24 protein-coding genes and 1 riboswitch are annotated in these 24942 nt (G+C 66.3%); of the genes, 5 read left to right on the forward strand and 19 right to left on the reverse strand.

Annotated elements, in window-relative coordinates; genetic code table 11:
- Positions 1-96: 96 nt before the first annotated feature.
- From B7G52_RS03610 to B7G52_RS03680, 15 genes are read right to left on the reverse strand one after another with little or no spacing between them, the layout of a single operon-like run.
- Positions 97-1680, reverse strand: coding sequence for a cobyric acid synthase (locus B7G52_RS03610; RefSeq protein ID WP_096696293.1), 1584 nt, complete (start codon positions 1678-1680; stop codon positions 97-99).
- Positions 1677-2693 carry an aminotransferase class I/II-fold pyridoxal phosphate-dependent enzyme gene (locus tag B7G52_RS03615; RefSeq protein WP_096696294.1) on the reverse strand — a complete coding sequence of 339 codons (1017 nt, stop codon included), beginning with the start codon at positions 2691-2693 and terminating at the stop codon, positions 1677-1679. Before B7G52_RS03615 ends, B7G52_RS03610 begins: the two co-directional genes overlap by 4 nt.
- Entirely contained in the window at positions 2693-3697 is a 1005-nt protein-coding gene (gene cbiB, locus B7G52_RS03620; RefSeq protein WP_371328991.1) for an adenosylcobinamide-phosphate synthase CbiB, read from the reverse strand. Before cbiB ends, B7G52_RS03615 begins: the two co-directional genes overlap by 1 nt.
- Positions 3697-7869, reverse strand: a complete 4173-nt coding sequence (gene cobN, locus B7G52_RS03625; RefSeq protein WP_096696295.1) for a cobaltochelatase subunit CobN — start codon at positions 7867-7869, stop codon at positions 3697-3699. Before cobN ends, cbiB begins: the two co-directional genes overlap by 1 nt.
- Positions 7866-8237: a DUF2149 domain-containing protein gene (locus B7G52_RS03630; RefSeq protein ID WP_096696296.1), complete on the reverse strand. Its 372-nt coding sequence runs from the start codon at positions 8235-8237 to the stop codon at positions 7866-7868. Before B7G52_RS03630 ends, cobN begins: the two co-directional genes overlap by 4 nt.
- The gene (locus tag B7G52_RS03635; protein ID WP_096696297.1) at positions 8234-8710 is read right to left on the reverse strand and encodes a MotA/TolQ/ExbB proton channel family protein; all 477 of its coding nucleotides are present in this window, start codon (positions 8708-8710) and stop codon (positions 8234-8236) included. The genes B7G52_RS03630 and B7G52_RS03635 overlap by 4 nt, the downstream gene beginning before the upstream one ends.
- A 56-nt stretch (positions 8711-8766) precedes the next feature.
- A complete protein-coding gene (gene bluB, locus B7G52_RS03640) occupies positions 8767-9438 on the reverse strand; it encodes a 5,6-dimethylbenzimidazole synthase (RefSeq protein ID WP_096696298.1) in 672 nt (223 codons plus the stop codon).
- On the reverse strand, positions 9435-10016 hold the full coding sequence (gene cobO, locus B7G52_RS03645; protein ID WP_096696299.1) for a cob(I)yrinic acid a,c-diamide adenosyltransferase: 582 nt from the start codon (positions 10014-10016) through the stop codon (positions 9435-9437). The genes bluB and cobO overlap by 4 nt, the downstream gene beginning before the upstream one ends.
- 26 nt (positions 10017-10042) lie before the next feature.
- A complete protein-coding gene (locus B7G52_RS03650) occupies positions 10043-10810 on the reverse strand; it encodes an ABC transporter ATP-binding protein (protein WP_096696300.1) in 768 nt (255 codons plus the stop codon).
- A 23-nt stretch (positions 10811-10833) separates the two neighbouring features.
- Positions 10834-11853 carry an iron ABC transporter permease gene (locus B7G52_RS03655; protein ID WP_096696301.1) on the reverse strand — a complete coding sequence of 340 codons (1020 nt, stop codon included), beginning with the start codon at positions 11851-11853 and terminating at the stop codon, positions 10834-10836.
- Positions 11850-12758, reverse strand: a complete 909-nt coding sequence (locus tag B7G52_RS03660; RefSeq protein ID WP_096696302.1) for an ABC transporter substrate-binding protein — start codon at positions 12756-12758, stop codon at positions 11850-11852. Before B7G52_RS03660 ends, B7G52_RS03655 begins: the two co-directional genes overlap by 4 nt.
- Positions 12755-13342, reverse strand: a complete 588-nt coding sequence (cobU, locus tag B7G52_RS03665) for a bifunctional adenosylcobinamide kinase/adenosylcobinamide-phosphate guanylyltransferase (RefSeq protein WP_096696303.1) — start codon at positions 13340-13342, stop codon at positions 12755-12757. The genes B7G52_RS03660 and cobU overlap by 4 nt, the downstream gene beginning before the upstream one ends.
- Positions 13335-14135 (reverse strand): cobalamin-binding protein, encoded by an 801-nt coding sequence (locus tag B7G52_RS03670; RefSeq protein ID WP_096696304.1) that lies wholly within the window; start codon positions 14133-14135, stop codon positions 13335-13337. Before B7G52_RS03670 ends, cobU begins: the two co-directional genes overlap by 8 nt.
- Positions 14132-15466 (reverse strand): cobyrinate a,c-diamide synthase, encoded by a 1335-nt coding sequence (locus tag B7G52_RS03675; RefSeq protein WP_096696305.1) that lies wholly within the window; start codon positions 15464-15466, stop codon positions 14132-14134. The genes B7G52_RS03670 and B7G52_RS03675 overlap by 4 nt, the downstream gene beginning before the upstream one ends.
- A 12-nt stretch (positions 15467-15478) precedes the next feature.
- Complete coding sequence (locus B7G52_RS03680; protein WP_096696429.1) at positions 15479-17305, reverse strand: TonB-dependent receptor domain-containing protein; 1827 nt, start codon at positions 17303-17305, stop codon at positions 15479-15481.
- Between the two features lie 82 nt (positions 17306-17387).
- A riboswitch (cobalamin riboswitch) is annotated at positions 17388-17677 on the reverse strand.
- 36 nt (positions 17678-17713) lie between these two features.
- Here B7G52_RS03680 and B7G52_RS03685 point away from each other — a divergent pair.
- The 3 genes from B7G52_RS03685 (at position 17714) to B7G52_RS03695 (ending at position 19457) form a co-directional block, all read left to right on the forward strand.
- A complete protein-coding gene (locus B7G52_RS03685) occupies positions 17714-17974 on the forward strand; it encodes a cell division protein ZapB (protein WP_096696306.1) in 261 nt (86 codons plus the stop codon).
- Positions 17971-18336 (forward strand): cell division protein ZapA, encoded by a 366-nt coding sequence (locus B7G52_RS03690; protein ID WP_096696307.1) that lies wholly within the window; start codon positions 17971-17973, stop codon positions 18334-18336. The genes B7G52_RS03685 and B7G52_RS03690 overlap by 4 nt, the downstream gene beginning before the upstream one ends.
- Before the next feature lie 302 nt (positions 18337-18638).
- Entirely contained in the window at positions 18639-19457 is an 819-nt protein-coding gene (locus B7G52_RS03695; protein WP_096696308.1) for a sulfite exporter TauE/SafE family protein, read from the forward strand.
- A 14-nt stretch (positions 19458-19471) separates the two neighbouring features.
- Here B7G52_RS03695 and B7G52_RS03700 read toward each other — a convergent pair whose 3' ends face one another.
- Both B7G52_RS03700 and B7G52_RS03705 read right to left on the reverse strand, forming a co-directional pair.
- Complete coding sequence (locus B7G52_RS03700; RefSeq protein WP_096696309.1) at positions 19472-19816, reverse strand: antibiotic biosynthesis monooxygenase; 345 nt, start codon at positions 19814-19816, stop codon at positions 19472-19474.
- 12 nt (positions 19817-19828) lie between these two features.
- Positions 19829-20923 (reverse strand): cytochrome P450, encoded by a 1095-nt coding sequence (locus B7G52_RS03705; protein ID WP_141397377.1) that lies wholly within the window; start codon positions 20921-20923, stop codon positions 19829-19831.
- 63 nt (positions 20924-20986) lie between these two features.
- Here B7G52_RS03705 and B7G52_RS03710 point away from each other — a divergent pair, with 63 nt between their 5' ends.
- Positions 20987-21679, forward strand: a complete 693-nt coding sequence (locus B7G52_RS03710; protein WP_096696311.1) for a helix-turn-helix transcriptional regulator — start codon at positions 20987-20989, stop codon at positions 21677-21679.
- 17 nt (positions 21680-21696) lie between these two features.
- Here the strand turns inward: B7G52_RS03710 and rraA are convergent, their stop codons facing one another.
- A complete protein-coding gene (gene rraA / locus B7G52_RS03715; RefSeq protein ID WP_096696312.1) occupies positions 21697-22236 on the reverse strand; it encodes a ribonuclease E activity regulator RraA in 540 nt (179 codons plus the stop codon).
- A gap of 401 nt (positions 22237-22637) precedes the next feature.
- Between rraA and B7G52_RS03720 the strand changes: the two genes are divergently transcribed.
- Complete coding sequence (locus B7G52_RS03720; RefSeq protein ID WP_096696313.1) at positions 22638-23093, forward strand: SWIB/MDM2 domain-containing protein; 456 nt, start codon at positions 22638-22640, stop codon at positions 23091-23093.
- Positions 23094-23225: 132 nt separating this feature from the next.
- On the opposite strand, the gene B7G52_RS03725 is transcribed toward B7G52_RS03720, so the two are convergent.
- Positions 23226-24929 carry a thiamine pyrophosphate-binding protein gene (locus tag B7G52_RS03725; protein WP_096696314.1) on the reverse strand — a complete coding sequence of 568 codons (1704 nt, stop codon included), beginning with the start codon at positions 24927-24929 and terminating at the stop codon, positions 23226-23228.
- Positions 24930-24942: the final 13 nt, after the last annotated feature.

Genomic DNA, 24942 nt, shown 5'->3' on the forward strand with positions numbered 1-24942 from the left:
TCCTTCGGACGCTTGTTGGAAAACGCGGAAGCCTTCATGCCGCCGGAGCGCGGGAGGCGGTGCACCGCAACTATAAGCCTCCCGCGCAGCGGCCTGTCAGGTGGCGCGCCCGGGCGCGGGTGCGATCAGCGCGTCCAGCACCCCAGCTTCGAAATGCCGCCCGATGTAGTCGGCCAGCCCCTCAAACACCGACTCCAGCGTCGGCGTGCTGGCCCCGAACAGCGCGTGCAACACCGCCGGGTCTTCAAACAGGCCGTGCAGGTAGACGCCCAGCACATTGCCGCTGCCGTTTTGCCAGGCCAGGCCGCCGGGCAACACGGCGTGCGCCACATCGCCGGCCGCCGCCATGGCGCTGTGCGGCGCGGTCTGCCCGTGATGGATTTCGTAGCCTTGCACGTCCACCCCGGACAAGGCCGCCCACGGCCCACCGACCGACGCAAAACGCGCCTGCCGGTGCTGCACGGTCTTGTCGGCTTCAAACAGCGTGACCACCGGCAGCAGCCCCAGGCCCGGCCCGTTGCCGTCGATGCCGTGCGGATCGATCAGCGCCTCGCCCAGCATCTGCAGTCCGCCGCAAATGCCGAGCACCGCCCCGCCGCGCCCGGCGTGCGCGGCAATCGCACTGTCCAGCCCCTGCGCGCGCAGCCAGGCCAAGTCGCCGCTCGTGTGTTTGGAGCCGGGCAGGATGATCCAGTCGGAAGGCGCCAGGCCGGCGAGCTCGCCCGGGTTGCGCACCCACTTCAGATGAATGCCCGGCACATTCTTGAGCGGCTGGAATTCGTCGAGGTTGCTGATGCGCGGGTAGGCCACCACCGCGATGGTCGTTGGGGGGCCATAGCTCGAAGTGCCGTTTCCCGACCCTTTCAAGCCGGGGCCGTGGAACCGGCTTTGCCGGGCCACAGGCGCAGCGGCCCCCCCGGGGGGCAGCGAAGTACGCGCAGCGACGAGCGTGGGGGCCATATCAAAAACACCGTCTTCCTCGGGCAGGCCGTGTTGCCACCACATCGGCAAGGTCGCCACCGTGGGCACACCGGTCAGGTCCTGCAACATCTGCGGGCCCGGGGCGAGCAGGCTGGCGTCGCCGCGGAACTTGTTGAGCACAAAACCCCTGATCAGCCGGCGTTCCGCTTCGTCGAGCATGGCCCAGGTGCCGTACAGGTGCGCAAAGGCGCCGCCGCGGTCGATGTCGGTGACCAGCAGGCAGGCCGCATTTGCGTGTTGCGCGACCCGCATGTTGACGATGTCGCTGTCCTTGAGATTGATTTCGGCCGGCGAACCCGCGCCTTCGATCACCACCACGTCGTTTTCTTCCAGCAGTTCGTCGAGGGCCTGCGCAATCACCGGCCAGACCGAGGCACTGCGGCCGCGCCAGGCCATGCGTGAAAGCTCGGCGTTGACCTGGCCCATCAGGATCACCTGGCTGTGCGTGTCTTTCTCGGGCTTGAGCAGCAGCGGGTTCATGCGCACCTCGGGCACGGCGCGTGCCGCGAGCGCCTGGAAGTATTGCGCGCTGCCGATTTCGCCCTGGGTGACCACTCTTGCGTTGTTGCTCATGTTCTGCGCCTTGAAGGGCGCGACCTTGAGGCCCTGGTTGGCGTAGTAGCGGCACAGCGCGGTGGTCAGCCAGCTTTTGCCGGCGCCGCTGGTGGTGCCCAGAACCATCACGCTTTTGGCAGTCATGTTGCTTTCCTGATGATGTGTTGCCACGCATTGAGCAATGCGTCCTGCGCCGCCGGCGCCAACACGCCCAGGCGTACCTGCCCCGGCAAACCGAAGGACGTGGTGTCGCGCAGCTTGATGCCCTGCCCCCGCAGTTCGGCGAGCAACTGCGGCAGACTCATGCCGTGCGGCAGCAGCGGCCGCGCGCAGAAAAAATTGGCGGCACTGGGCAGGCAGGTCCAGCCCATCGCTTCGCACAGCGCGATCTGCCGCGCTTTCCATTCGCGCAGCGTGGCCAGGCTGGCGGCCAGCCAGGCTTGCACCTCGGGCGTGGTCCAGGCCTGCAGCATGGCCACGCCATGCGCGCCCACCGGCCACGACGGCGCCAGCTTGTCGAGCTGCATCACCGCATCACCGGCATCGGGTGGCGCAATCACATAGGCAGCGCGCACGCCCGTCAAGCCCAGCGCCTTGTTCGGTGTCCAGAGCTGCCAGAAGTTTTGCAGCGCCTCATCCGGCAGCGCCAGGGCGCCTTCAAGCCGCAGCGGCTCGTAGGCGCGGTCCAGCACACACAGCGCCGACGGATCGGCCAGTTGATCAAGGGCTGGATGCGCCGCACCCAGCGGACTCGACGGGTCGCAGGCCCAGCGCAGTTGCGCGAGCGCCGGCTGCGCCACCACCGGCAGCTTCCACGCCTGCGCCGCCTGCGCGTAGTCGCCATAACTGTGTGGCGGCAACCAGACCGCCGTGGCGCCGCACTGCACCGCCAGCGCGGTGATACGAAAAATGAACTCGCTGGCGCTGCCGGCCAGCAGCACACGTTGCACATCCACCCCGTGGAAGGCGGCGAGTTGTCGGCGCAAGGCGGCATAGCCGGCATCGGGGTAGCGGCCGGCGTCGGCCTGCTGCACCGCGGCCAGCGCCGCCGGGCATGGACCGCAGGCGTTGCTGTTGGTGGAGAAGTCATGCAACGGCACGCCCTCGCTGTCGGGGCCGCCGTGACTGCGCGTCGGGAAGGCCGGGTTTTCAGCCATCAGGCGATTCCAGATGCTATCAATACAGTAGCCGGCAGCGCAAACACACAAAGGGCCAGAACCCCTTTTGACGCCATACGAATGGCCTGCAGGGTGTCGGTGCCCTCCGGTTCCCTGCCCGCCTTGTTCAGGACATAGACCCCCGGCTTGCGCAGCGATACCCCAAGGGCCAGCGCCATGGCCGCCATCGGCCAGCCGCTGTTGGGCGACGGGGTCAGCACCGCTTCAGCGCGCAGGCCGGCCAGGCGAAAACCACCAGCCACCCGCCACAACAGAAGCGCGGTCAGGCGCGCGGGCAGCCAGGACAACACATCGTCGGCGCGCGCGGCCCACTTGCCCGCCCATTCCCATTCACCCCGGTAGCCCCACATCGCGTCGGCCGTGTTGGCAAAGCGGTAAACGGCCGCGCCGGGCAAGCCCAGCAGCACAAACCAGAAAACCGGCGCCACCACCGAGTCGTTGAGGTTTTCGGCGAGCGACTCGATCGCACTTTCGCGCACCTCGGCTTCCGTGAGCTGGCTGACATCGCGGCTGACCAGCCACGACAACCTTTCACGCCCCGCCGCAAGCGAGGTCTGCAAGGCGGCTTCCACGGCCTGCACCTCATCGCGCAGCATGCGCCAGGCCAGCAGCGGTTTGAGGAGCAGTGCCAGCAGCAGCACCAGCGCGGCGCCCAGAAGCCCGTCCCCGACCGCAGCGATGTCAAGGCGCAGCAGTTGACGCACGAACAGCCATTGCAGCCCGAACGCGAGCCCGCCCACGGCAGCCGCACCCGCGCACCAGGCCAGCGCGCCGCCAGCAAAAGCCGCGGCTGGCGGCAAAACTGTCAGACGCTTGCCGAAGGCGCCGAGGTAACGCCCCATCCAGACCACCGGGTGCCAGGCCACAGCGGGCTCGCCCCAGCGCCAATCGATGCCCAGCGCCAGCCACAGGGCAACCAGCAAAGCGGCGGCCAGGACAACCAGGCCCATCGGGTCGTGCGGGGCAGACAGGGCGAACAGCATCAGCGGGCCTGCAGCAGCACCGGGCCGGCGGTACGGGCATGGGTACGGCGCGACTGGCGCCAGGCACCCAGCGCCATCAACACCGCCGTGCCAAACAGCGCCGCCAGGCTGAACACCACCGGCGTCACCGGTGGCGCAGCCGGCGTGGACTGCGGTTCGAGTTTCAGGCCCTGCACCGGCACGGGTGCGTCCGGATCAACGGGCGCCTCCGACGGCCGGGCAGCGGCGGCCGCCTGCGCAGGCCGGGCCTGGCCCGGCGCAGCAGGGCTGGCGGCCTGTGCCTGTGCGGCTGCAAACCGCTTCACCGCAGAATTGCTTTCGCGCAGGCCGGTGGCTTTGAGCGCTTCCTGGTAGGCCTGCACCAGTTCCTTTTTGGTCGCATCGTCGGGCTGCCAGTAATTGAGACGCACCGCGTCCAGCATGCGCTCCAGCGTCTGCGCGAAAGCGGCACGGTTGCCGCCCTCCAGCCACTCGCGCGTACCGAGCTTGTACTGGTCGCGTACATACACGTTGTGCAGCGACTGCCAGTGGTCCTGCCGCACGGCCTGCGGCGCAGTCACCTGCCAGCCCCAGAGGAACTGCGCGGTCTTGAGCACCTGCAGTGTGCCGCTGTAGCCTTCGGCCTTCTGCGCATTGATCCATTGCGGATGCAGGTAACGGGTGTGCATTTCCTTGGTCAGCGCGCTGGCCGCGCTTTCGGTTTTGACTTCGCTGTTGTCGCGCAGGTTCTGCACATAGAGCGACGGGTCCTTGCCGGTCAGCTGGCGCACCGCCTGCGCAATGCCGCCCAGGTACTGGAAGGGGTCGTCGCTGGTCAGCATGCCGTAGGTGTTGGACGTGCGCGAAAGCAGGGCCGCATCGACCTGCACCAGGTTGTTCGCATAGGCCTTGCTCCGCATTTTTTCCAGCGCCTGCCCCTGGCCCGGATTGTCACCCAGACCGTCACCATAGGCGTGGCCCATGCGCGCCATGTACAGGCTGGCCATCTCCGCGTCGCCGCCGCCCTTGCCGGCGGTTTTCCAGAGATCGGTGGAACGCGCCGCATCGGACAGGCCGGTGCTGTACGTGCCCTGTTCGTTGGAGAACACCCGCGCGGTGGACCAGCGCTGCGCCTGCGCGGCGCTGGCGCCGCCGGCCAGCATGGTTTTGGCAATGGCCTGCGAGTTGCGCGCGACGAAGTTGTCGCCCTCATGCAAGGCGGCCACCTGCTGCACGCCTTCATCGAGCCAGCGCATCACGGTCGGGAACTGGTCACGGTAGGAGCCGGTCACGCTGAGCAGCACGTCGAGCCGCGGGCGTTTCAGCGTGCCTGCAGGCACGGTGTCCAAGCCCACCACGCGCCCGGCGTCATCCCAGCGCGGGCGCAGGCCCATGGCATGCAGGGCCTGGCTTTCCATCACGCCCTGGTGCCGCATGGTTTCGCCGGCCCACAGGGTGAAGGCAATTTTCTCCGGCCACTGGCCCTTGTTCTCTGCGCGGTGCTGCGCCATCCAGGCATCGAAGGCGGCCACGCCGGTGTCCCAGGCCTGGCGGGTCGGCACGCGGCTGGGGTCGAAGCCATAGAGGTTGCGGCCCGTCGGCAGGCTCTCGGGGTTGCGCACCGGGTCGCCGCCGTAACTGGCGGCCAGGTGCCGGCCGTCCAGCGCTTTCAGGAAACCGCTGATCTCCTCGTTGTTGGCCAGCGCGGCATCCAGCTGGACGGCGCGTTGCGCCAGCACCAGCAGCACCTGCGGGTCCAGCAGCTTGGCCTCGGCGCGATTCGGAACCGAAGTCTTCGCCTTCCTCGCGTCTTCGGCACGCAGGTCCAGCCGGCTTGCGGCTTGCGGGTCTTTCAATGCCACCTGCAGCCAGAGCGCGGGGCGCGACTGCATCAGGAGCGCGCCGTCGAGCAGGAACACCTCGTCGATGTCTTCACCGAGCGCCTCGATCAGCGGTTTGCGCAGGGTCTGCAGCACGGTCAGCAGGCGGCGCTGCGCGTCCGGTACCTCGCCGAACGCCGCCAGGCCCAGCGGCTGGGCGGTCTGCGCCAGGTCGTCCAGGAAAGGATGCAGCACTTCCATGAAGCCGGCAAAGTCGGTGCGAATTTTTTCCTGGTTCCACTTCAGGTCAAGGTGGAATTTCTGCTCGACAAAATGGGCGATCAGGCGCGCTTCCAGTTCGGCCTTCACCGGCCCCGGGGCGACGGTCTCCCAGTCGTGCATCAGGTCGTGCATCTCGTGCACCTGCGGACGGAAACCGGCCGGCGAAAACATCGGCGTCGAGTGGCTGACCAGCACGGCGCGGCCACGCCGCTTGGCGGTCAGCGCCTCGCCGAGGTTGTCCATGATGTAGGGGTAGACATTGGGCATGTCGCCCAGCGCCAGCAGCGGGTCGTCCTGCGCCGACAGGCCGCGCTCCTTGCCGGGCGCCCATTCGACCGTGCCGTGCGTGCCCACATGCACCAGCGCATGCGCGCCCAGCTGGGTGCGCAGCCACAGGTAGGTCGCCAGGTAGTTGTGGCTCAACGGCACCTGCGAGCGGTGACCTATGCGTTTCTTGCGCAGCTCTGCCGACGTACCGGCCGTCACCTCATGGCGCAGCGGCTGCGGCAGGATGACGACGTTGCCCAGTTGCAGGCGCGGAATGATGAAGGCCGCCTCCAGCTGCCCGGGCTGGCCTGCCGCGCCGGATGTGCGCACCATGGCCGCCTTGTCGGCAGGGCCCCAGTAATCTTCAATGCGCTTTTGTGTCACCGGCGGCAGGCTGCGAAACCACGCCAGGTAGCGGGACAGCGGCAAGGCCTCGGCCAGCCCCTGGGCTTGCAGGCCCTGCACCACTTCCGGTTTGTAAAACGCTGCCATGGTGGCCTGCACCTGCGGCGTGATCTGCTCCGCGGCCGGTGCCTCGGTCTGGTAGCCGGCGGCTTTCATGGCTGCCAGCATGTTGTGCAGACTCTTCGGCACATTCAGGAAGGACGCACCGAAGTTGCCCTCCCCCAGCGGGTAGTTGTAGACCATCATCGCCACGCGGCGCTGTGCCGGTGACGCCTGCTGCAGCCGCACCAGGGCTGCCGCCTTGTCGGCCACGGCGTTGATCTGGCCGGTGATCGGCAGCAGCGAGCCGCTGGCGGTGTCGCGCGCGGTGATCAGCATGGCATCGACCATGCCGGAGAGTTCGCTCGGCGTGTAGTAATAGGAGACGTCGCTGAGCGCCAGCCCGTCCCTGCTCTGCGCCCATTCGGCCGGGTTCTTCGCCAGCGCCGGCATGGTTTGCAGCACCGGCACGCCGATGCGCTCGAGCTCGGCCTTGCGTTCGGTCGGGTTGAAGACCAGCGCGGCGTTGATGATGACGTCGGCCACGCGCCGCTGGCCCGCAGCGGTGGAAATATGCGTGGCCTGGAAGAACAGGTCTTTCTGCTGGCGCGGGCCGTAGAAGGCATAGGCGCGCAGGCCGCGCTGCTCGAGCGCGGCAATCAGCGTGTCCAGCCAGCCGGTGTCGGCCCCGGTGAAAACCGCGTTGTTGACGGCGATTGCTACTGTTTCAGGAGCTGCTTGCGTCCGGCCGGCATGGGCTGGTGACACATTTGATGCACCAAACGGGAGTTTGTCGAGCGCGCCGGCCTGGCCTTCAATCTGCGGCCAGCGCGGGTGGTAAAACCCGACCAGCGGCAGTTGCACGGCCGGCGGCAGGCTCGCCGCATCTGCCGTGCCGGCCTGCTTGAGCGCGCCCATTGCCAGGGCGATGTTGGCCGTGCCGCCAAAACGCCAGTATTCGCGCAGGCGCTGCGCCCATGCGGCGCTGACGCCGCGTTCGGCCGCCAGCGGTGCAGCCGCGGACGACAGGTTTTTTGCCACCGTGCTGAACTCGCCGACCAGCACATAGGGCGTGTTGCCGCTGGCCAGCACCTCGCCAAACCGGGCCGCTGCGTTTTGCGCCACGCTGCCGTGCGGCGCGTCGATCACCAGCAGCTGCGCGCCGCGCAACGCCTGTTCAAGAGCCTCGGGCGTGTCCCGCTCGGCGGACAAGACCTTCAAAGGCACCCCGGCCTGCCGCGCTGCCGCAACCAGTTGCGCCAGGCGCGGCGGCGTCACGACGTAGGTCGTCAACAACACGGTGGAAGCTGTCGAAGGCTGGGCTGCGACCAGTCCCACGCATGCCCCCAGCAAAAGAAGCAGGCGAAGCAGGAAACTCATGGCCGGGCCGCGGGCACGGCTGCAGGTGCCTTTGCATCAGGTACGGCGGGCACATACACCATGGTGCCGTCTTTCATGCGGTAGGCGGTGCCGGCTTTTTCGCCATCCCCCTCGCCCGAAGCGCCACTGGCCTTGAAGCGCGTGACCTTCTGGCCTTCCTTGGTGATGATTTCCATGTTGGGCTGACCCTCGTTGCGGATGATGGTCAGCTTGTCCTGCGCAAACGGATTCATCGGGTTGTTGATGACCGCAATCATCAGCATGCCGATGACGACCATGAACACGTCGATCAGGTTGATGGTGGACAACACCGGGTCGTCATCGTCCGCGTCCAGGCTATTGAGAATCGAAAATTGCCTTTTACTCATACCTTCTCCTGCACGGTTTGCGCGTCCAGGATCATCACCAGCTCGCGCATCAGCCAGCGGCGGCGCACGGTGTAGACCACGAAGGTGATGGACGCGGAAGCCAGCGCCACGATGACGCTGGCAAAGGCCGGCGCCAGGCTTTGCGCCACGCCCTGCGACTCGCCCGAAGCGACGGCCACCAGCGCCGGGCCCATGGGAATCATGGTCGCGATCAGGCCCAGCATGGGTGCGACGCGGCTGCACAGGCGCACACCTTCCAGGTCCTTCAGCAGCGCCAGCTCCATCTGGTCCTGGTCGTTGCCGTGCGAATGCAGCACCAGCGGCCGCATCGGGTAGCGCCTGCGCTGCACAAACTCGACGCCGAAACCACCCAGGCTGTAAAGCGCGTAGACAAAGGAGAGCAGCACGCCCAGGGTGACGGGCCACAGGAACAGCCGGGCCAGCTCGAACAGAATGGCTTCAAACGCAAACATGAGGACGGTCTTTCTTCAAATCAAAATTTGGGGCTGGCGGCCCGGTCGTGCCAGGCTCAGGCTGGCACCATGGGCTGGCCCCAGCTGTTTTCGAAAATCAGGTCGTCAAGCGGGCAGCGTTGTGCCCAGCGCTGCTGCTGCAACATTGGCTCTTCATAAAAATCGCTCACCGGCCCGAGGCACAGCAAGGCAATCGGCTCGGCACCGGCCGGCATCTGCAGCAGAGCACTGACGGCGCTCGGCTCAAACAGCGACACCCAACCCATGCCCAACCCTTCGGCGCGGGCCGCCAGCCAGAGGTTCTGGATGGCGCAGGCGGCGGAAGCCAGGTCCATCTGCGGCAGGGTGCGGCGGCCAAACACGTGTTTCTCGCGGCCGTCGGCCAGCGCCACCACCCAGACTTCCGCCGCGCTGAGCAGGCCTTCCACCTTGAGCCGCATGAACTCGTCCTCGCGCTCGCCAAGGGCGCGCGCCGTCAATACACGCTCCTGTTCCACCAGTGCATGCAGCGCCTCGCGCAGCGGACGAGTCGATATGCGAATGAAACGCCAGGGTTGCATGAAACCCACGCTGGGCGCGTGGTGCGCCGCCTGCAGCAAACGCCGCATCAGCGCAGGCGCCACCTCGCCGCCCGAGAAATGCCGCATGTCACGCCGCTCGTCAATGGCGCGGTAAACCGCAGCGATCTCGGGCGCAGAAAAGGCGTGACTGGAAAACAGGTTGCTCAATCTTCAATCCCGCGTTGCGCCGGAACACCTGCGTTGAAGGCATGTTTGACCTTGGTCATCTCGGTCACGGTGTCGGCCAGTTCGATGATTTCGGGCGGGCAGCGCCGGCCGGTGATGACCACATGCACGTCCTTCGGCCGGTCCCTGAGCGTCTGCAGCACATCGTCCAGCGGCATCCAGCCGTAGATCAGCGGGTAAGTCAGCTCGTCGAGCACCACCATGAAGTTCTCGCCGCTCAAAATGGCGGCTTTGGCTTTTTCCCAGCCCTTGCGGGCCAGCTGGGCGGAATGCTCCAGGTCCTGGCTTTTCCAGCTGAAGCCGTCACCCAGGCCTTCAATTGGAATGCCCAGTTTCTCGAACATGCGGTGTTCACCAAACCGCGCGCTCGGCACCTTCATGAACTGGAAAATTTTCACGGCCTTGCCGTGCACATGGTGGCGGCCGTGCGCGCGCAGCGCCAGGCCAAACGCAGCCGTGCTTTTGCCCTTGCCGTCGCCGGTGTTGACGATCAGCAGGCCGCGGCGTTCGCCCTCGGGCTTGTCGTAGGGCTTGTCGGTCGGGGGTGTTTCGATGTGCATGGACGGTCTTCTCTCGGTTCTCTCGGTTATATCTTCGGCACAGCCAGCCACTGGCCGGCCAGCTGGTGCACGGCGATGCGCTGGTCAAACACCGTCTCGAGCGCGCGGTGGGTGGCCGCGTCGCCGCAAGCCCCCTGGTGGACGATGCGGCCCTGGTCCATGAGCACCAGCTCATCGGCCTGCAGCGCAAACGAGATTTCATGCAGCACACTGACCACGGTTTTGCCCTGGGTCACCAGCGCGCGCACCATCAGCAGCCAGTCGGTCTGGTGCGGCGGGTCGAGGTTGGCCAGCGGCTCGTCCATCAGCAGCACCTGCGCCTCGACCGCCAGCGCACGCGCGAGCAACACGCGCTGGCGCTCGCCGCCCGAAAGCTGGCCGAGGGCGCGGGCGCGCCAGTCCCAGGCCTGCGTGGCACGCAGGGCGCGTTCGACGGCGGCATGGTCGGCGGCGCTGGGCGCGGCCAGCCAGGCCTGGTGCGGCAGGCGGCCCAGCATGGCCACGTCGTAAGCCGTCAGGTCGTCGGCCGAACTTTCGTTCTGGCCCAGCCAGGACAGCTGCTGCGCACGCTGGCGCCCGCGCAGGCTGGCCAGCGGCTGGCCCAGCAAGGCCACCTCGCCGTGATGCGGCAGCAAGCCCGCCAGCACCTTGAGCAGGGTGGACTTGCCGGCGCCGTTGGGGCCGACGATGCTGGTCCAGCGCGCGGCCGGCAGGACCAGGGGAATACCGTGCAGTACCTCGACATTTCCGAGGCTGGCCCTGATGGAGCGGGCGTCAATAGCTACTGAATCCATAGCAACTGGAGCGGTGTTCGGCATCACAGCCCCGCCCCTCTTCCGGTGTGCCGGTGCATCAGCCAGAGCAGGTAGCCGCCGCCCAGCACCGCCGTCAGCACGCCCACCGGCAGCTCCTGCGGCGCCACCAGCCAGCGCGCCAGGGTGTCGGCGGCCGTCAACAGCACCGCACCCATCAGGGCGGCCAGCACGGTCAGGCGGCCGTGGGTGGTCTTGACGACGGAGCGCACCAGGTGCGGTGCGGCCAGGCCCACAAAAGCAATCAGCCCGGTCTGCGCCACGGCGGTGCCGGTGGCCAGCGCCAGCACCGCCACCAGCGCCACCCGCATCTGCGGCAGGCGCAGGCCCAGGCTTTGCGCGGTGGCTTCGCCCAGCGCCAGGCCGTCGAGCACATGGCTCATCATCCAGGCGGCCAGCACGCTGAAGGTGAGCACCGTCGCCATCACAGCGCAGGCGGCCCAGCCGACAAAGGCCGTGCTGCCCAGCATGAAGGACTGCATAGCCTGCATGATCTCGGGCGTCAGCAGAAGGATCAGCGAGGTGATGGCCCCCAGCACCACGCCGACAATCACACCGGCCAGCAACAGGCGCAGGGTATGCTGCACGCCCTTGGCCAGCAGCAGGGTCAGCAGCACGGCCAGCACGGCGCCGACAAAGGCCGCGCCGGTGAGCCCGATGCGCGCCAGCCAGTGCATGGCCAGTGGCGAGACGCCGAACAGCGCCATGGCGCTGGCCACGCCCAGCGAAGCGCCCGAGGCGCTGCCCAACAGGTAGGGATCAGCCAGCGGGTTGCGAAACAGGCCTTGCGCCACCGCGCCAGCCAGGCCCAGCAAGGCGCCGGCCAGCCAGGCCCCCACCGTGCGCGGCAGGCGGATCTCGCGGACGATCTGCAGGGCCTGCGCGTCGTGCCACATGTTGCGCACGCTTTCAAAACCGGTGCTGCCCACACTCACCCCCAGCAGCAGCAGGGCCGCGCTGGCCAGCAGCAGGCCGCCTGCCAGCAGCAGGGCCACGCGGTGCTGGTTGGGAAAACGCGGACTCATGGTGTGCCCGGCGCCTTGTCTTCGAGGCAACGGGCCATGAGGCGGGCCGCCTCGGCCATGCGCGGGCCGGGCCGCACGACCACGTCGGACTCCACCACGCCGAACACGCAGATGCGCTGCTCCTTCACGGCCTTGATGCTGCCCCAGCCGGGATAAGACGCCATGGCCTGCATGCTGCGGTTGCCGACCATGATCACGTCGGGGTTGGCGCGCACCACGAACTCGGGGTTGAGCCGCGGGAAGGGGCCCAGCGACGCAGGCACCACGTTGTTGACACCCAGGCGCGTGAGTGTCTCCCCGATGAAGGAGGTCTCGCCGGCGGCATACGGCCCGCGGTTGACTTCAAAGTACACCCGCGCGCGTCTGGCCCGGGGCGACAGCGACTGCGCTGCCGCCGAGATGCTGGCGTCGATGGTGCGCCACAACCGTGCGGCACCGGCTGCCTCGGGGATATCGAGCAGCACACCGATTTTCCCAAGCACACGCCGAACGTCGGCGTGGCTCTTGGGCTCGAGCGCGACCACCTTGATGCCCAGCGACTCCAGGCGCTGGCTGGCGCGTGAGGACGTGGCCAGCAGCACCACGTCGGGCCGCAGCGCCACGATGCCTTCGATGTTCGGGTCCAGCCCGCCGCCCAGCACCGGCAGGCTGCGCACGCTGGCCGGGTAATTCGAATACCGGTCCACACCGACCAGGCGCTGGCACTGCTCCATCGCGCAGACACTTTCAGTCAGCGAGGGCAGCAGGCTGACAATGCGCTGCGGGCTTTGCGCAAAACTCACACTGACACCGCGGTCGTCGGTCAGTTGCAGGGCGTGGGCTGGCGCCACGGCTAGAAGAAGCAGCAGCGCCGCCCTCACCCCAACCCTCTCCCAGAGGGCGAGGGAGCATGAAGAAAAATTCATGGCTGGCCTTTCAAAACCAGCGGCAAACCGGCGGCCATCAGGGTCACGCGTTCACAGGCCTGCGCCACCTCCTGGTTGAGCCGGCCCAGCGCGTCCACAAAGGCGCGCACCTCGCGCCCGAGCGGTATCACGCCCAGCCCGATCTCGTTGCCGACCAGCACCAGCGGCCCGGGGCAACCTTCGATTGCTTCCAAAAGCATAGCTGCCTGCGACCGTGGGTATTGGGCTACAGCCTCTTTTTCATCTGGATCTTCGACAGGCATGAGCCAGTTGGTCAACCACAGCGTCAGGCAATCGACCACCACCAGTGTCTGCGCGTTGCCGTGCGCCGTGATGGCCTGCGCAAGCTGCAGCGGCTCTTCGACCGTGGTCATGCCGGGAACCCGCTCGGCCCTGTCCTGCTGGTGGCGCGCGATGCGTTGACGCATCTCGTCGTCCCAGGGCTGGCCGGTGGCGATCAGCACCGCACGATGCCCGGGCAATTGCGCAAGCCAGCCCTGCGCCAGCCTTTCGGCACGGCGCGACTTGCCGCTGCGCTGACCACCGAGGATCAGTTCGCTACGAACCAGGGACAGGTTATTCATGGGTCGCACTCCAGTCCATGACGATGCGGTGCAACTGCTCCACCCCGTCGGTCAACGCGGCCGGTCCGGGTTGCAGGATGTCGGCCGACTTGATCTCGAACAACTGGCCGTTTTTGACGGCGTTGACGTTCTCCCAACCGGGCCGCGCCGCAACTTTTTCGGGCCGGAACTTCTTGCCGCACCAGGAGCCGATGATGATGTCGGGATTGCGTTCGATGATCTGCACGCCGTCGGCAATGATGCGGTCCTTGCCCATGGCCATGCGCGCCAGTTCGGGAAAGCAGTCGTCGCCACCGGCCACGCCCAGCAGTTCGGAAACCCAGGCGATGGCGCTGATGTGCGGCTCGTCCCACTCCTCAAAAAACACGCGGGGCCGCCGTTTCAGGCCGGCCGCAGCCTGGGCAATGGCAGCCAGCCTGTCCTGCATGACCTGCATCAGCTGCAGCCCGCGCTCGCCCTGTCCGACCATGGCCGCGACCTGGTACATCATCGAGAAAATTTCAGCGATGCTGCGCTGGTTGAACACCGTGACCTGCACACCCTTGCGGATCAGCTCGGCCGCAATGTCGGCCTGCAGGTCCGAGAAACCGAACACGCAGTCGGGTTGGAGTTCCAGGATCTTGTCGATTTTGGCGCTGAGAAAAGCGCTGACCCGGGGTTTTTCGGCACGTGCGCGCGGCGGCCGGACGGTGTAGCCGGAGATGCCGACGATGCGGCTCTCTTCCCCGAGCAGATACAGCCACTCGGTGGTTTCCTCGGTCATGCAGACGATGCGCTGCGGGCCGTACCTCATGGCTGCGGCTCCGCTGAAAAAAGGCGGGCGGTCGCTGCCGGGCTGGACGCAAACCAGGCGTGGAAATAACTGGCGCGGACCGAACCCGAGACATAAAGCGCCTCGCCCTCGCCGCGCAGCTTGCGCCCCGGCGCCGCTTCGGTGCGGGTGGCGGGCTGCAGCGGCGTGGTGCAGGTCGAGTAGTGGAAGGTGTGGCCGCGCAGGGTGCCGCCGTCGAGACCAAGCTGCTGCGGACCCAGCGCGGCCAGGCGTTTTTGCATGCTGACGCTGCCGGGCAGCACGCCCCACATCGGGTGGCGCTGGCCTTCAATGGTGTGCAACTCCTCAAACAGCGCCATCATGCCGCCGCACTCGGCCCAGACCGGCTTGCCGGCGCGCACATGCGCAGCCAGGCTGTCCTTCATGGCGCGGTTGGCCACCAGGGCCTCCAGATGCAGTTCGGGGTAACCGCCGGGCAGCCAGAGCGCGTCGCAGGCGGGCAAGGCGGCGTCCGCCAGCGGCGAAAAAAATACCAGCCGCGCGCCGAGCTCGCGCAGACAATCGAGATTGGCCGCGTAAATGAAGCAGAAGGCGGCATCCCGTGCCACCGCAACGGTCCGGCCCTGCAATGCACCGGCCGGAAACCCCGGCAGATCCGGCGCCTTGAAGGGAACCGCCCAGGCTTGCAGGTCGTCCGCGCTCATCTGGCCCAGCGGGGTGGTGGCCAGCGCATCGGCGGCGGCGTCCAGCCGCTGCGTGGCGTCGCCGAGTTCATCGGACATCACCAGGCCCAGATGCCGCTCGGGCAGCGTCATGGCACTGCTGCGCATCAGGGCGCCCAGCCAGTGATCCGGCTCACGCAGGCTTTCCTCGAGCATCAGCGCATGGCTGTCGGAGGCCACCCGGTTGGCCAGCACGCCGGCAAACCGCAGTCCGTCCCGGTAATGCTGCAGGCCCCAGGCCAGCGCGCCGAAGGTGCCGGCCATGGACCCGGCGTCGATGACCGCCAGCACCGGCAGGCAGAAACGCTGCGCCAGATCGGCCGCGCTCGGCTGCCCGTCGAACAGCCCCATCACGCCTTCGACAATAATCAGGTCGGCCTCCTGCGCCGCATCATGCAGCCGCTGCGCGCAGTCGGCCTCGCCGGTCATCCACAGGTCGAGCTGGTGCACCGGCGCGCCGCTGGCCAGGGCCAGCCAGTACGGGTCCAGAAAATCCGGCCCGCACTTGAAGACCCGCACACGCCGTCCCTGGCGCGTGTGCAGGCGCGCCAGCGCACACGCGACCGTGGTCTTGCCCTGGCCGGAGGCCGGGGCGGCGATGAGAATGGCGGGACAGCGGTTTTTGGGCAAGACAGCTTCCTTTTATTTCGGCTGGTAGCGCAAGGTGACAAACACGCCACGCCCGGGCTGGTTGTAGCCCAGAATGGTTTCGTATTGCCGGTTGGTCAGGTTGTTGACCCTGGTTTGCAGCTTCCAGTCCTTGTTGAGCGCATAGTCTGCATAAACATCGGCCGTGGTGTAGCCGTCAACGGGCTTGAGGTTTGCCGTGTCATCAAAACGCCCTCCGGCCCGCAACACCGAGCCACCCACCGTCCAGACGCCTGCGCCGTAGTCGGCACCCAGCATCACCTGGCTGGCACTGCGGCGCGGCAGGCGCTTGCCGGTGATTTCGTTGCGCGGCTCGAGCGCGTCCACCGAAGCACGCAGCGTCAGTGCACCGAACGAGCCGTCATAAGCCAGCGTCCAGCCATCAATCCGCGCCCGGGGCACGTTGACGGGGGTTGTCGTGCTGGTAATGAAGCCACGGATCTTGTTGTCAAAGTGGACCAGCTTCACGGTATGGCCCGCATCACTCCAGGTGATGCCCATATCCGTATTGCGGCCGCGTTCAGGCTGCAGCGCGGAATTGCCAAAACCGGGAAAATACAGCTGGTTGAACGATGGCGCCACGAAACTGGTGCCATGCGAGGCATGCACGCGCCAGGCGGGTGTGAGATTGAACGCGTAACCGGCAAAGCCGGTGTTGCCGCTGCCGAACTGCGAATTGCTGTCGCTGCGCAAATTGAGTTGCCAGCGGTGCCGGCCTTCGCTGCCATTGAGTCCGGCAAACCAGGACGCCACCGTACGTTCGTTCACGGTGTACCGGGTCGTGCTGTCAACTTTTTGCGCCAGGTGCTCCATGCCAAGCAGCGCAACGCCAAGCGGCGTGTCGACATCGTTCTGCCAGGTCCACTGTTGCTGCGTCGTCTTGAACAGGCTGGGAAACAGGGCGGGCGCAGCCTCGATGGCCCGGCTTGAATCCACGCTTTGGCCGAAGCGCAGCTGTGTTTTCCAGCCCGGCAGGAGCCGGCCCTCAACACCGGTCCGCAGTGTTTGGGTCCGTCCTGCGTAGCGGGTATCGCGGTTAAGGCCATCGTCAGTGTGGTTCACACTGTCTGCATGCAGAAGGCCGGCATCGACCTTCCATGCGGCATTGATCTGCAAGGCCACCGAGGCGTTCAATGCCTCCTGGTCAAAGCCGTCACGATCAGGGTTGAAGTTGCTTCCCACTCTGGCATTGGTGCTGGAAAAACCGGCATCACGGGTTTTCTGAACACCCAGGGCGTAGCTGACCTCGCCAGTTCCCCCGGTCAAACCGGTGGCCACCTGGCGGTATTTTTCACTCCCCAAAGACACCGAGGCGTAAGGGCTGAAACCTTTGGTACCTTTGCGCAAAAATATTTGCACGACACCGCCCACCGCCTCGCTGCCATACAACGCCGAGGCCGGGCCTTTCAGAATTTCAATGCGCTCGATCATGTCCACCGGAATGGTGTCCCACGATGGCGTACCGGTGGTGGCTGAGCCATAGCGCACGCCGTCTACCAGCAAGATGACATGGCGGGCTTCGGTGCCGCGAATGTTGATGCTGCTGTTCTTGCCCAGGCCGCCGTTGGAGCTGAACTGGACACCGGGAACCCGGGACAGGATTTCAGGCAGGGTTCTGCCTGCCGATTTTTCGATCCCGGTCCGGTCGATCACCACCACGTCGCTGACAAGTTCGTCAGCCCGTGTCGGTGTGCGTGTGGCCGCGACCACCGTTTCTTTAAGAGTGGCGCCTGTTCCCTGGATTTGGGAAAAGGCAGGAAAAGCCGCGGCCAAAGCCAGCGGCAGCACGGCAAGGCGTACACGAGAAACACAGATTTTCATGATGAGAAACATTCAACAAAAGGCCCTCACCGGCTTCCCCGCCAGTGCATGAGCGTTACAAACGCCCGGTCCAATGAAAGACGCGCGCGTTCACCTTGTTGGCCGGTATCCGGGCTGACGGAACTGCTCTCATCGCCTTCCCAAGCGCGTGTTCAGAACGCTCAGTGGCTGATGATGAAAGCTGAATGTGCCCCGAGCCTGAATCAGGGGTGCGACATTCGTCCGTTTACCGTTGCGGGGGCAGCGCAGGTTAAAAATCTAGGCGCAATCGGCCCGGGCTGACCCGGTGCGGATGGCGTTGATTCCCTCCTGCTTCCCGTTGAACTGCAGCGTGTGAACCACACCGCGAGCACCAACAGGCAAGATTCTACGCGCCAAAACTGTGCAAACCCTACAATTGGCACTTCCATGGCGAACCCAACCCACATCGACCAGATCGCCGAACGCGTCGAGCGGCTCCTGCTGCGCTACGAAGAGTTGCAGCGCACCAATGCCCTGCTCACCGAGCAGGTGCACGAACTCACGCAGGAGCGTGATTCGCTGCGCTCGCGCCTGAGTGCCGCGCGCGCCAGGGTCGATGCCCTGCTCGAACGCCTGCCGGATTCGTCGGCGCCGATGTCGGCGGCCGGCCCGGCCCATGGCAGGACACCCGTGGGATCGGACTCATGAAGCAGCTTGACGTACAGATCATGGGTCAGAGCTACCTGCTCGGCTGCCCCGAGGGCGGCGAGACCAGGCTGCTCGACGCCGTGGAAAAGGTCGACGCGGCCATGTGCAAGATCCGTGACGCCGGAAAAATCAAGGCGCGTGACCGCATCGCCGTGCTGGCCGCCCTGAACCTGGCTTTCGAGCTGTCGGAGATGGAGGCCAATGCGCTGAAGGCTGCGCACAGCACCCCGGCGCCGGCCGCCGGCCCGGCCAGGTCCAACGGCACGGGCGTATCGGCAGCCGAAGCCGCAGCGCAGCCGCTACTGGCGGCCTTGCTGCAACGCCTGGACAACGCGCTGGGCGTGGACGGCCGCCTGCTGTAAAGCGCGCCCCGGGCCAGCGTGGCGCGCGCCAAAGGCCTACAATCGAACCGTCTGCGGTACACACCGGGCTTTATATTTCCTTGTACCAATGCTCTTAGAGCACGGGCTTGGTAAATTGTCAGGCAGGCGTGATCGTCTCGCGTTAGACGAACCCGAAACCTGACTGCCCTCGCCCACCTGAACCCTGGTTCAGGATGACGGTCCGGTGGTATTCGCAGACACCTCTTTTCACGCCGTCGCCACCCCCGCCGCCTTCCCCGTCCAACCCGCTTGCCCCGCCGAGCAGCCTGTCCTTACGCCGCATGACCTTCGAACCCCTGCTCATTCTTGAACTTGCCCTGCTGGGTGTCGGCACCGGCTTTCTCGCGGGCCTGCTGGGCATAGGCGGCGGCATGCTGATGGTGCCTTTCATCACCATCATCATGGCGCAGCGCGGCGTGGCGCCGGACCTGGCCGTCAAGATGGCGATTGCCACCTCGATGGCCACCATCATCTTCACCTCCATCTCCAGCGTGCGTGCCCACCACAAGCGCGGCGCCGTGCGCTGGGACATCGTCAGGCGCCTGGCTCCCGGCATCGTGGTCGGCAGCATCATCGGCAGCCTGGGCGTGTTTGCCCTGCTCAAGGGCTCTTACCTGGCGATCTTCTTCGGCCTCTTTGTGAGCTTCTCGGCCACCCAGATGTTTCTGGACAAGAAGCCCAAACCGACGCGCCAGATGCCGGGCACGGCCGGCCAGTTTGCGGCCGGCGGCGGCATCGGGTTCCTCTCGGGGCTGGTGGGCGCGGGCGGCGGCTTCATCAGCGTGCCTTTCATGACCTGGTGCAACGTCGCCATCCACAACGCGGTGGCCACCTCGGCCGCGCTCGGCTTTCCGATTGCCGTGGCCAATGTGCTCGGTTACGTGATCAGCGGCCAGTCGGTGCAGGGCCTGCCGCCCGCCTCCTTCGGCTACATCTGGCTGCCGGCGCTGGTGGTCATTGCCGCCTGCAGTTTTTTCGTCGCACCACTGGGCGCCAGGGTCGCGCACAAGCTGCCGGTGAGCAAGCTCAAGCGCGTTTTTGCCAGCATCCTTTATGTGCTGGCCGCCTACATGCTCTGGAAGGGCCTGAGCAGCCTCTAGGATGCTGCAAGGACTCAGCCATGCGCCCGGCGTGAATCGGCCGGCGCCTCGTCCCTCTCCCTGAGCCCGTAGTCACGGATCACCTCGGCGATCCGCAGGCGGTAATCCCTGAACATGGTGGACCGGCCGGCCGCCTGCGCGGCACGGTGCGCCTCCAGGTTGCGCCAGGCCTGCAGGCAGGACTCGTCGCGCCAGAACTGCAGCGAGAGCAGCTTGTCGGGCTCGCTCAGGCTCTGGAAACGTTCGATCGAGATGAACCCGTCCATCTTCAGCAGCTCGGCCTTGAGCTCGGCGGCCCAGTTCAGGTAACCCTCGCGGTGCGCCGGGTCGGGCCAGACTTCAAAAATAACCGACACCATGTGACTTCTCCTTCAGTGGCTGAAAACAGGAATGCGCGCATTGGGCAGCGGCCGGAATCCGATGCAAGGCCAGAAATAGTGATCAAATTGGCCTGCAGCCCTCATCCAATCTGCGCAGGCAGCTACCATTTCAATAGCAATCGCAGCGCCCGGGCAGGCATGGGGTCCGGCGCCGAAGCCCATGCTCCGGCCACCTTCGCGGTGTACATCAAAACGGTCGGGCTGCGTGTTGAAGGTTTCATCGCGGTTGGCGCTGGCCAGCACCAGCAGGACGGCCTGGCCCGCTTCAATCGGCTGGCCCAGCAGCGTCAGGGGTTCGGCCGCGAAACGCCGGGTGTTCTGGATGGGGGATGCCCAGCGCTCGACCTCGCGCACCAGGGCGCGCATGGCTTCCCGTGATGCGTCGGCGGCAGACGCCTGCCGCGGGTCCTGCGCGAGCTGCAGCGCGACATGGCCGAGCAGGCCACTGCCCGCATCGAGGGCCTGCTGCATGAAGGCGATGCGGTTGGCAGCCTGCACCGCAGACAGGCCCCGCGCCTGGCCCTGGTCCATGAGGGCCGCAGCCGCCGCGTCGGCCAGCGCCACGGCCTGCGCATCGGCGCCGGGCGCGATTCCTTCAGTGAACTGCGCGGCCCAGCGGCAGGTGGCCTCGCGTTCGCCGGCAGGCACACCAAGCAGCCGTGCCATGGTCTGCACCGGCAACGCGGCGATGAACGCGTTGACGGGCAGGCGCGGCCGCAGGTCGCGCGCCGCGTCTTCGGCGGCGCGCGCCACGTCGGCCAGTGTCCAGCCCCGCGCGGTGCGCTCCACGTCGGGTTTGTGGACGGCATGGAAGGGGCCGTCCGTCATGCGCACCAGTTGCGCGAAGACCTCGCCGGCGACCCGGCCCTGCAGCGCCTGCGGCACCGGCTCGGCCGGCGGACGCACACGCAGCGCCGGATGGCCCAGCGCCGCGCTGACGGCGGCGTGGCTGCTGGCTACCCAGAGACCGAGATGCGCGTCGAAAAACAGTGGTCGCTCCTCGCGCAGGCGGCGGTAGAAGGGAAAGGGGTCGGGGTGGGTCACCGCCTCCACGGCGTCGCGGGGAACATCATGGGGAAAAGGCATGGCCCCAGTGTCCCCAGCGGCGCCTTTCTTGTCCAGCGCCAACAGTTTGGCTAAGATCGAAGCATGTCCGTGGAACCCGACATCACCCGCATCGCCGCCACCATCGGCGACGCCAGCCGCATCCGCATGCTGGTGCGGCTGATGGAAGGCCGCGCACTGACGGCCAAGGAACTCGCGCTGGGCGCGGGCATTGCGCCGGGCACGGCCACCACCCACCTGCAGCGCCTGCTCGACGACGGTCTGCTGGCCGCCACCGCGCAGGGCCGCCACAAGTATTTCCGCTTTGCCTCCGCGGAGGTGGCGGAGCTGGTCGAGTCGCTGATGCGCGTGGCGCCTAAACGCAAAAACCGGCCAACTCCGGCGGTGGAGGAGCCGATACGCCATGCCCGCTTCTGCTACGACCACCTCGCCGGCAGCCTGGGCACCGGCTTGCTGGCCATGCTGCTGCGCAGGCGCTGGCTGGCGGGGGACACCAATGATGCCCGGCAGTTGCTGGTCACGGCAGTGGGCGAAAAAGCCCTGCAGGCCCTGGGCCTGGACCTGACCGAACTGCGCAGCAGGCGCCGGCAGTTCGCCTGCACCTGCCTGGACTGGTCGGAACGCCGGGACCACCTGGGCGGCGCGCTCGGCGCGGCGCTGGCAAGCCATTTCACGCAGCAGGGCTGGATCACGCGCAAAAAACACTCGCGCGTGGTGCAGGTCACGACCGAAGGCGCCGCACGCTTCAGCCGCCTCGGCCTCAAGCTGTCCGGCTGAACAAAACGTCCGGTCGCTCAGGCCTGCAGCGGCACCGGCATCACGACGATGCCGTCCTCATCGGCATACAGCCAGTCGCCGGGGTACACCCACACGCCCTGGATCTGCACCGCCACGCCGCGCTGGCCCTCGTTGCGTTTTTCCGTGGGCAGCGGCATGGCGGCGAGTGCGCGTATGCCGACCTGGCACTGCGCGAGCTCGGCAACATCGCGCACGCAGCCGTCGATCACCACGCCGGCCCAGCCGTTGTTGGCAGCCGCTGCACCGAGATTGCCGCCCAGCAGGGCGCGGCGCAGCGAGGCGCCACCGTCAACCACCAGCACAGCGGGCACGCGACCCGCGGGTGTTTCCATCAGGCCGCTGCCATCGACAGCGGCCTTGACCAGCGAATTGTCTTCAAAACACTTGAGGGTGACGACCGGCCCGCAGAAGCGGGAGACACCGCCGAAAGGCCGGAACACAGGGGGCAGGACGCGAAATCGCCCCGAGCTGTCGTTTTTATGAGCGTCACACAAATCGCAGGTGGCAAAGCGCGCAGTGGTGGAGGGGCTGGTCATGGGCGGTGTCCTTTCAGGGTGCGAGTGCCGGCGAGATGCGGAAGAAAAACTGCCGCAAGCATACCGTGCAGCCGGGGACGTTGTGGCACAAATGCTGTGTGCTGGCGCGGTGTTAAGCCGGCTTCCTCCGGTGCTGGGTGAGCACGTGCCGCTGTCTGCGGCGCAGCCTTTGCCGCCTGCTTTGCCGCCTGTGAGATCCGCCGCAGCGCGACCTTGCGCGCTCGCTGCGTCGCTCCGGGTGCAGTGTTTTCGATCCTGTCGAAGTAAATCTGCAACATCCAGACCCAAAAAAATTGCGTTTTCCCTATGAAACCGCTGTTTTCTCCAGTAGCATCCCCCTTGCCAGTGAAGAGTAGTTATCTGCATTGGTGATTTATCAACTTCTAGAAGGAAAATCAATCATGGCAACTGCAAAAAAAGCACCGGCAAAAAAAGCAGCCGCAAAAAAAGCTGCACCGGCAAAGAAAGTAGCTGCGAAGAAAGCAGCTCCGGCCAAGAAAGTCGCTGCCAAAAAAGCGGCCCCGGCCAAAAAAGTAGTGGCGAAGAAAGCTCCTGCAAAAAAAGTAGTGGCGAAAAAAGCACCTGCGAAAAAAGCGCCCGCCAAAAAGCGTACGCCCAACGCAGCGTTCATGAAGCCACTGACACTGAGCCCCGCCTTGTCGGCCGTGGTTGGCGCTGCTGCGCTGCCCCGCACCGAGATCGTGCGCAAGCTCTGGGTCTACATCAAGGCCAAGGGTCTGCAGGACAAGATCAACAAGCGCATGGTCAACGCCGACGAAAAATTGCGTGCCGTTTTCGGCAAGGCGCAAGTGTCGATGTTCGAGATGGCTGGCCTGATCGGCAAGCACGTCAAGTAACTCGACGCGAAGGGCTTGCCCCGCGTTCGCGCGGGACAGGACCCCGTAGAAAGGGCCACGCAAGTGGCCCTTTTTTTATGCTTTTTTTCAGATCAAAATCGGTCCAAACCCTTATGAAAACTGTGCAGCCCGCTACGCTTTTTGTAGCGCCGCGCTGGTGATGCCGCTCAACGTGCCGCGCGTGCTGATGACTTCCGGGTCCAGCATGATCTCGATCAGCGCCCCTTGCCTGCCCTCCAGCGCCTGGCGCAGCGCGGCTTCGAACTCGTCGGTGCGGGTGATGCGTGTGGCGCTGTAGCCGTAGGCGCGCGCCAGTGCGCAGAAGTCGGGGTTCTGCAGATGCGAGCCGCTCACATGGCGCGGGTACTCGCGCTCCTGGTGCATGCGGATGGTGCCGTACATGCCGTTGTTGAGCAGCACGATGATGCTTTTGGCACCATGCTGCACCGCTGTCGCCAGCTCCTGGCCGTTCATCAGGAAGTCGCCGTCGCCGGCAATCGTGAAGGCGGTGCGGCCCGACACGATGTTGGCCGCGATGCCGGCCGGCACGCCGTAACCCATGGCGCCCACGGTCGGTGCGAGCTGCGTTTTCAGGCCCTTGACCAGCCCGTGGTGCGGGAAGAAGCGGTGCACCCAGCTCGCAAAGTTGCCGGCGCCGTTGGTCAGCACGGCGTCTTCCGGCAGCAGTTTTTTCAGCGTGGCGACGATGGCCGGCATGTCGATGCTGCCGGGCAGCACCACGCCGCCGTTGGCCGGATCGATGTTGGCGAGGTAATCCGCGTTGGCGGACTCGGCCCAGGCCTGCCAGGGCACGGAAACGGGCGCGGTCAGCACTTCCAGCGAGCGTGCCGCGGCATTCATGGTGGCGTTGATCGCCAGGTCGGCCTGGAAGACGCGGTTGAGTTCTTCGGCGCTGGCATGGATGTGCACCAGCTTCTGCTTCGGCCGCGGCGCCTCGATCAGCGTGTAGCCGCCGGTGGTCATTTCGCCCAGGCGCGGGCCGATGGCCAGGATCAGGTCGGCCTGTTGGATGCGCGCGGCGAGCTTGGGGTTCAGGCCGATGCCGACATCGCCGGCATACAGCGGGTGGTGATTGTCGAAGGTGTCCTGGAAGCGGAAGGCATTGCCGACCGGCAGCGACCAGTTTTCGGCAAAACGCTGCAGGGCCTGCGCCGCCTGCGGCGTCCAGCCGCCGCCACCGGCAATCACCAGCGGCCGCTGCGACTGCAGCAACAGTTCGCGCAGCTTGCGCAGCGAGCCGGGGTCGCTCCAGGCCTCCACCGCCTCGACGCGCGGCAGCGGCTGGGCGTCCACCATCTGGGTCAGCATGTCTTCGGGCAACACCAGCACCACCGGGCCGGGCCGCCCGTTCATCGCGGTCGCAAACGCGCGCGCCACGTACTCGGGAATGCGCCGCGCATCGTCGATGCGCTCCACACGCTTGGCCATGCCTTTGGTGGACGGTCCGAAGAAGCTGCTGTAGTCGAGTTCCTGGAAAGCTTCGCGGTCGCGCGTGTCGCTGGCCACGTCGCCGACAAACAGGATCATCGGCGTGGAATCCTGGAAGGCGGTGTGCACACCGATGGAGGCGTTGGTGGCGCCGGGACCGCGCGTCACGAAGCAGATGCCGGGCCGGCCAGTCAGCTTGCCGTGGGCTTCGGCCATGAAGGCGGCACCGCCTTCCTGCCGGTTGGTGATGAAGCTGATCTGGTCACGACAGGCATGAAAGCCGTCGAGCACCGCGAGGTAACTTTCACCCGGCACGCCGAAAGCGTGGGTGACGCCCTGGGCCACAAGGCATTGAACAAGAAGATGGCCGGCGAGTTGTTGTGTCATACCCCAATTGTGC

This window comes from Polaromonas sp. AER18D-145 (assembly GCF_002379095.1).
Taxonomy (GTDB): Bacteria; Pseudomonadota; Gammaproteobacteria; order Burkholderiales; family Burkholderiaceae_C; genus Polaromonas.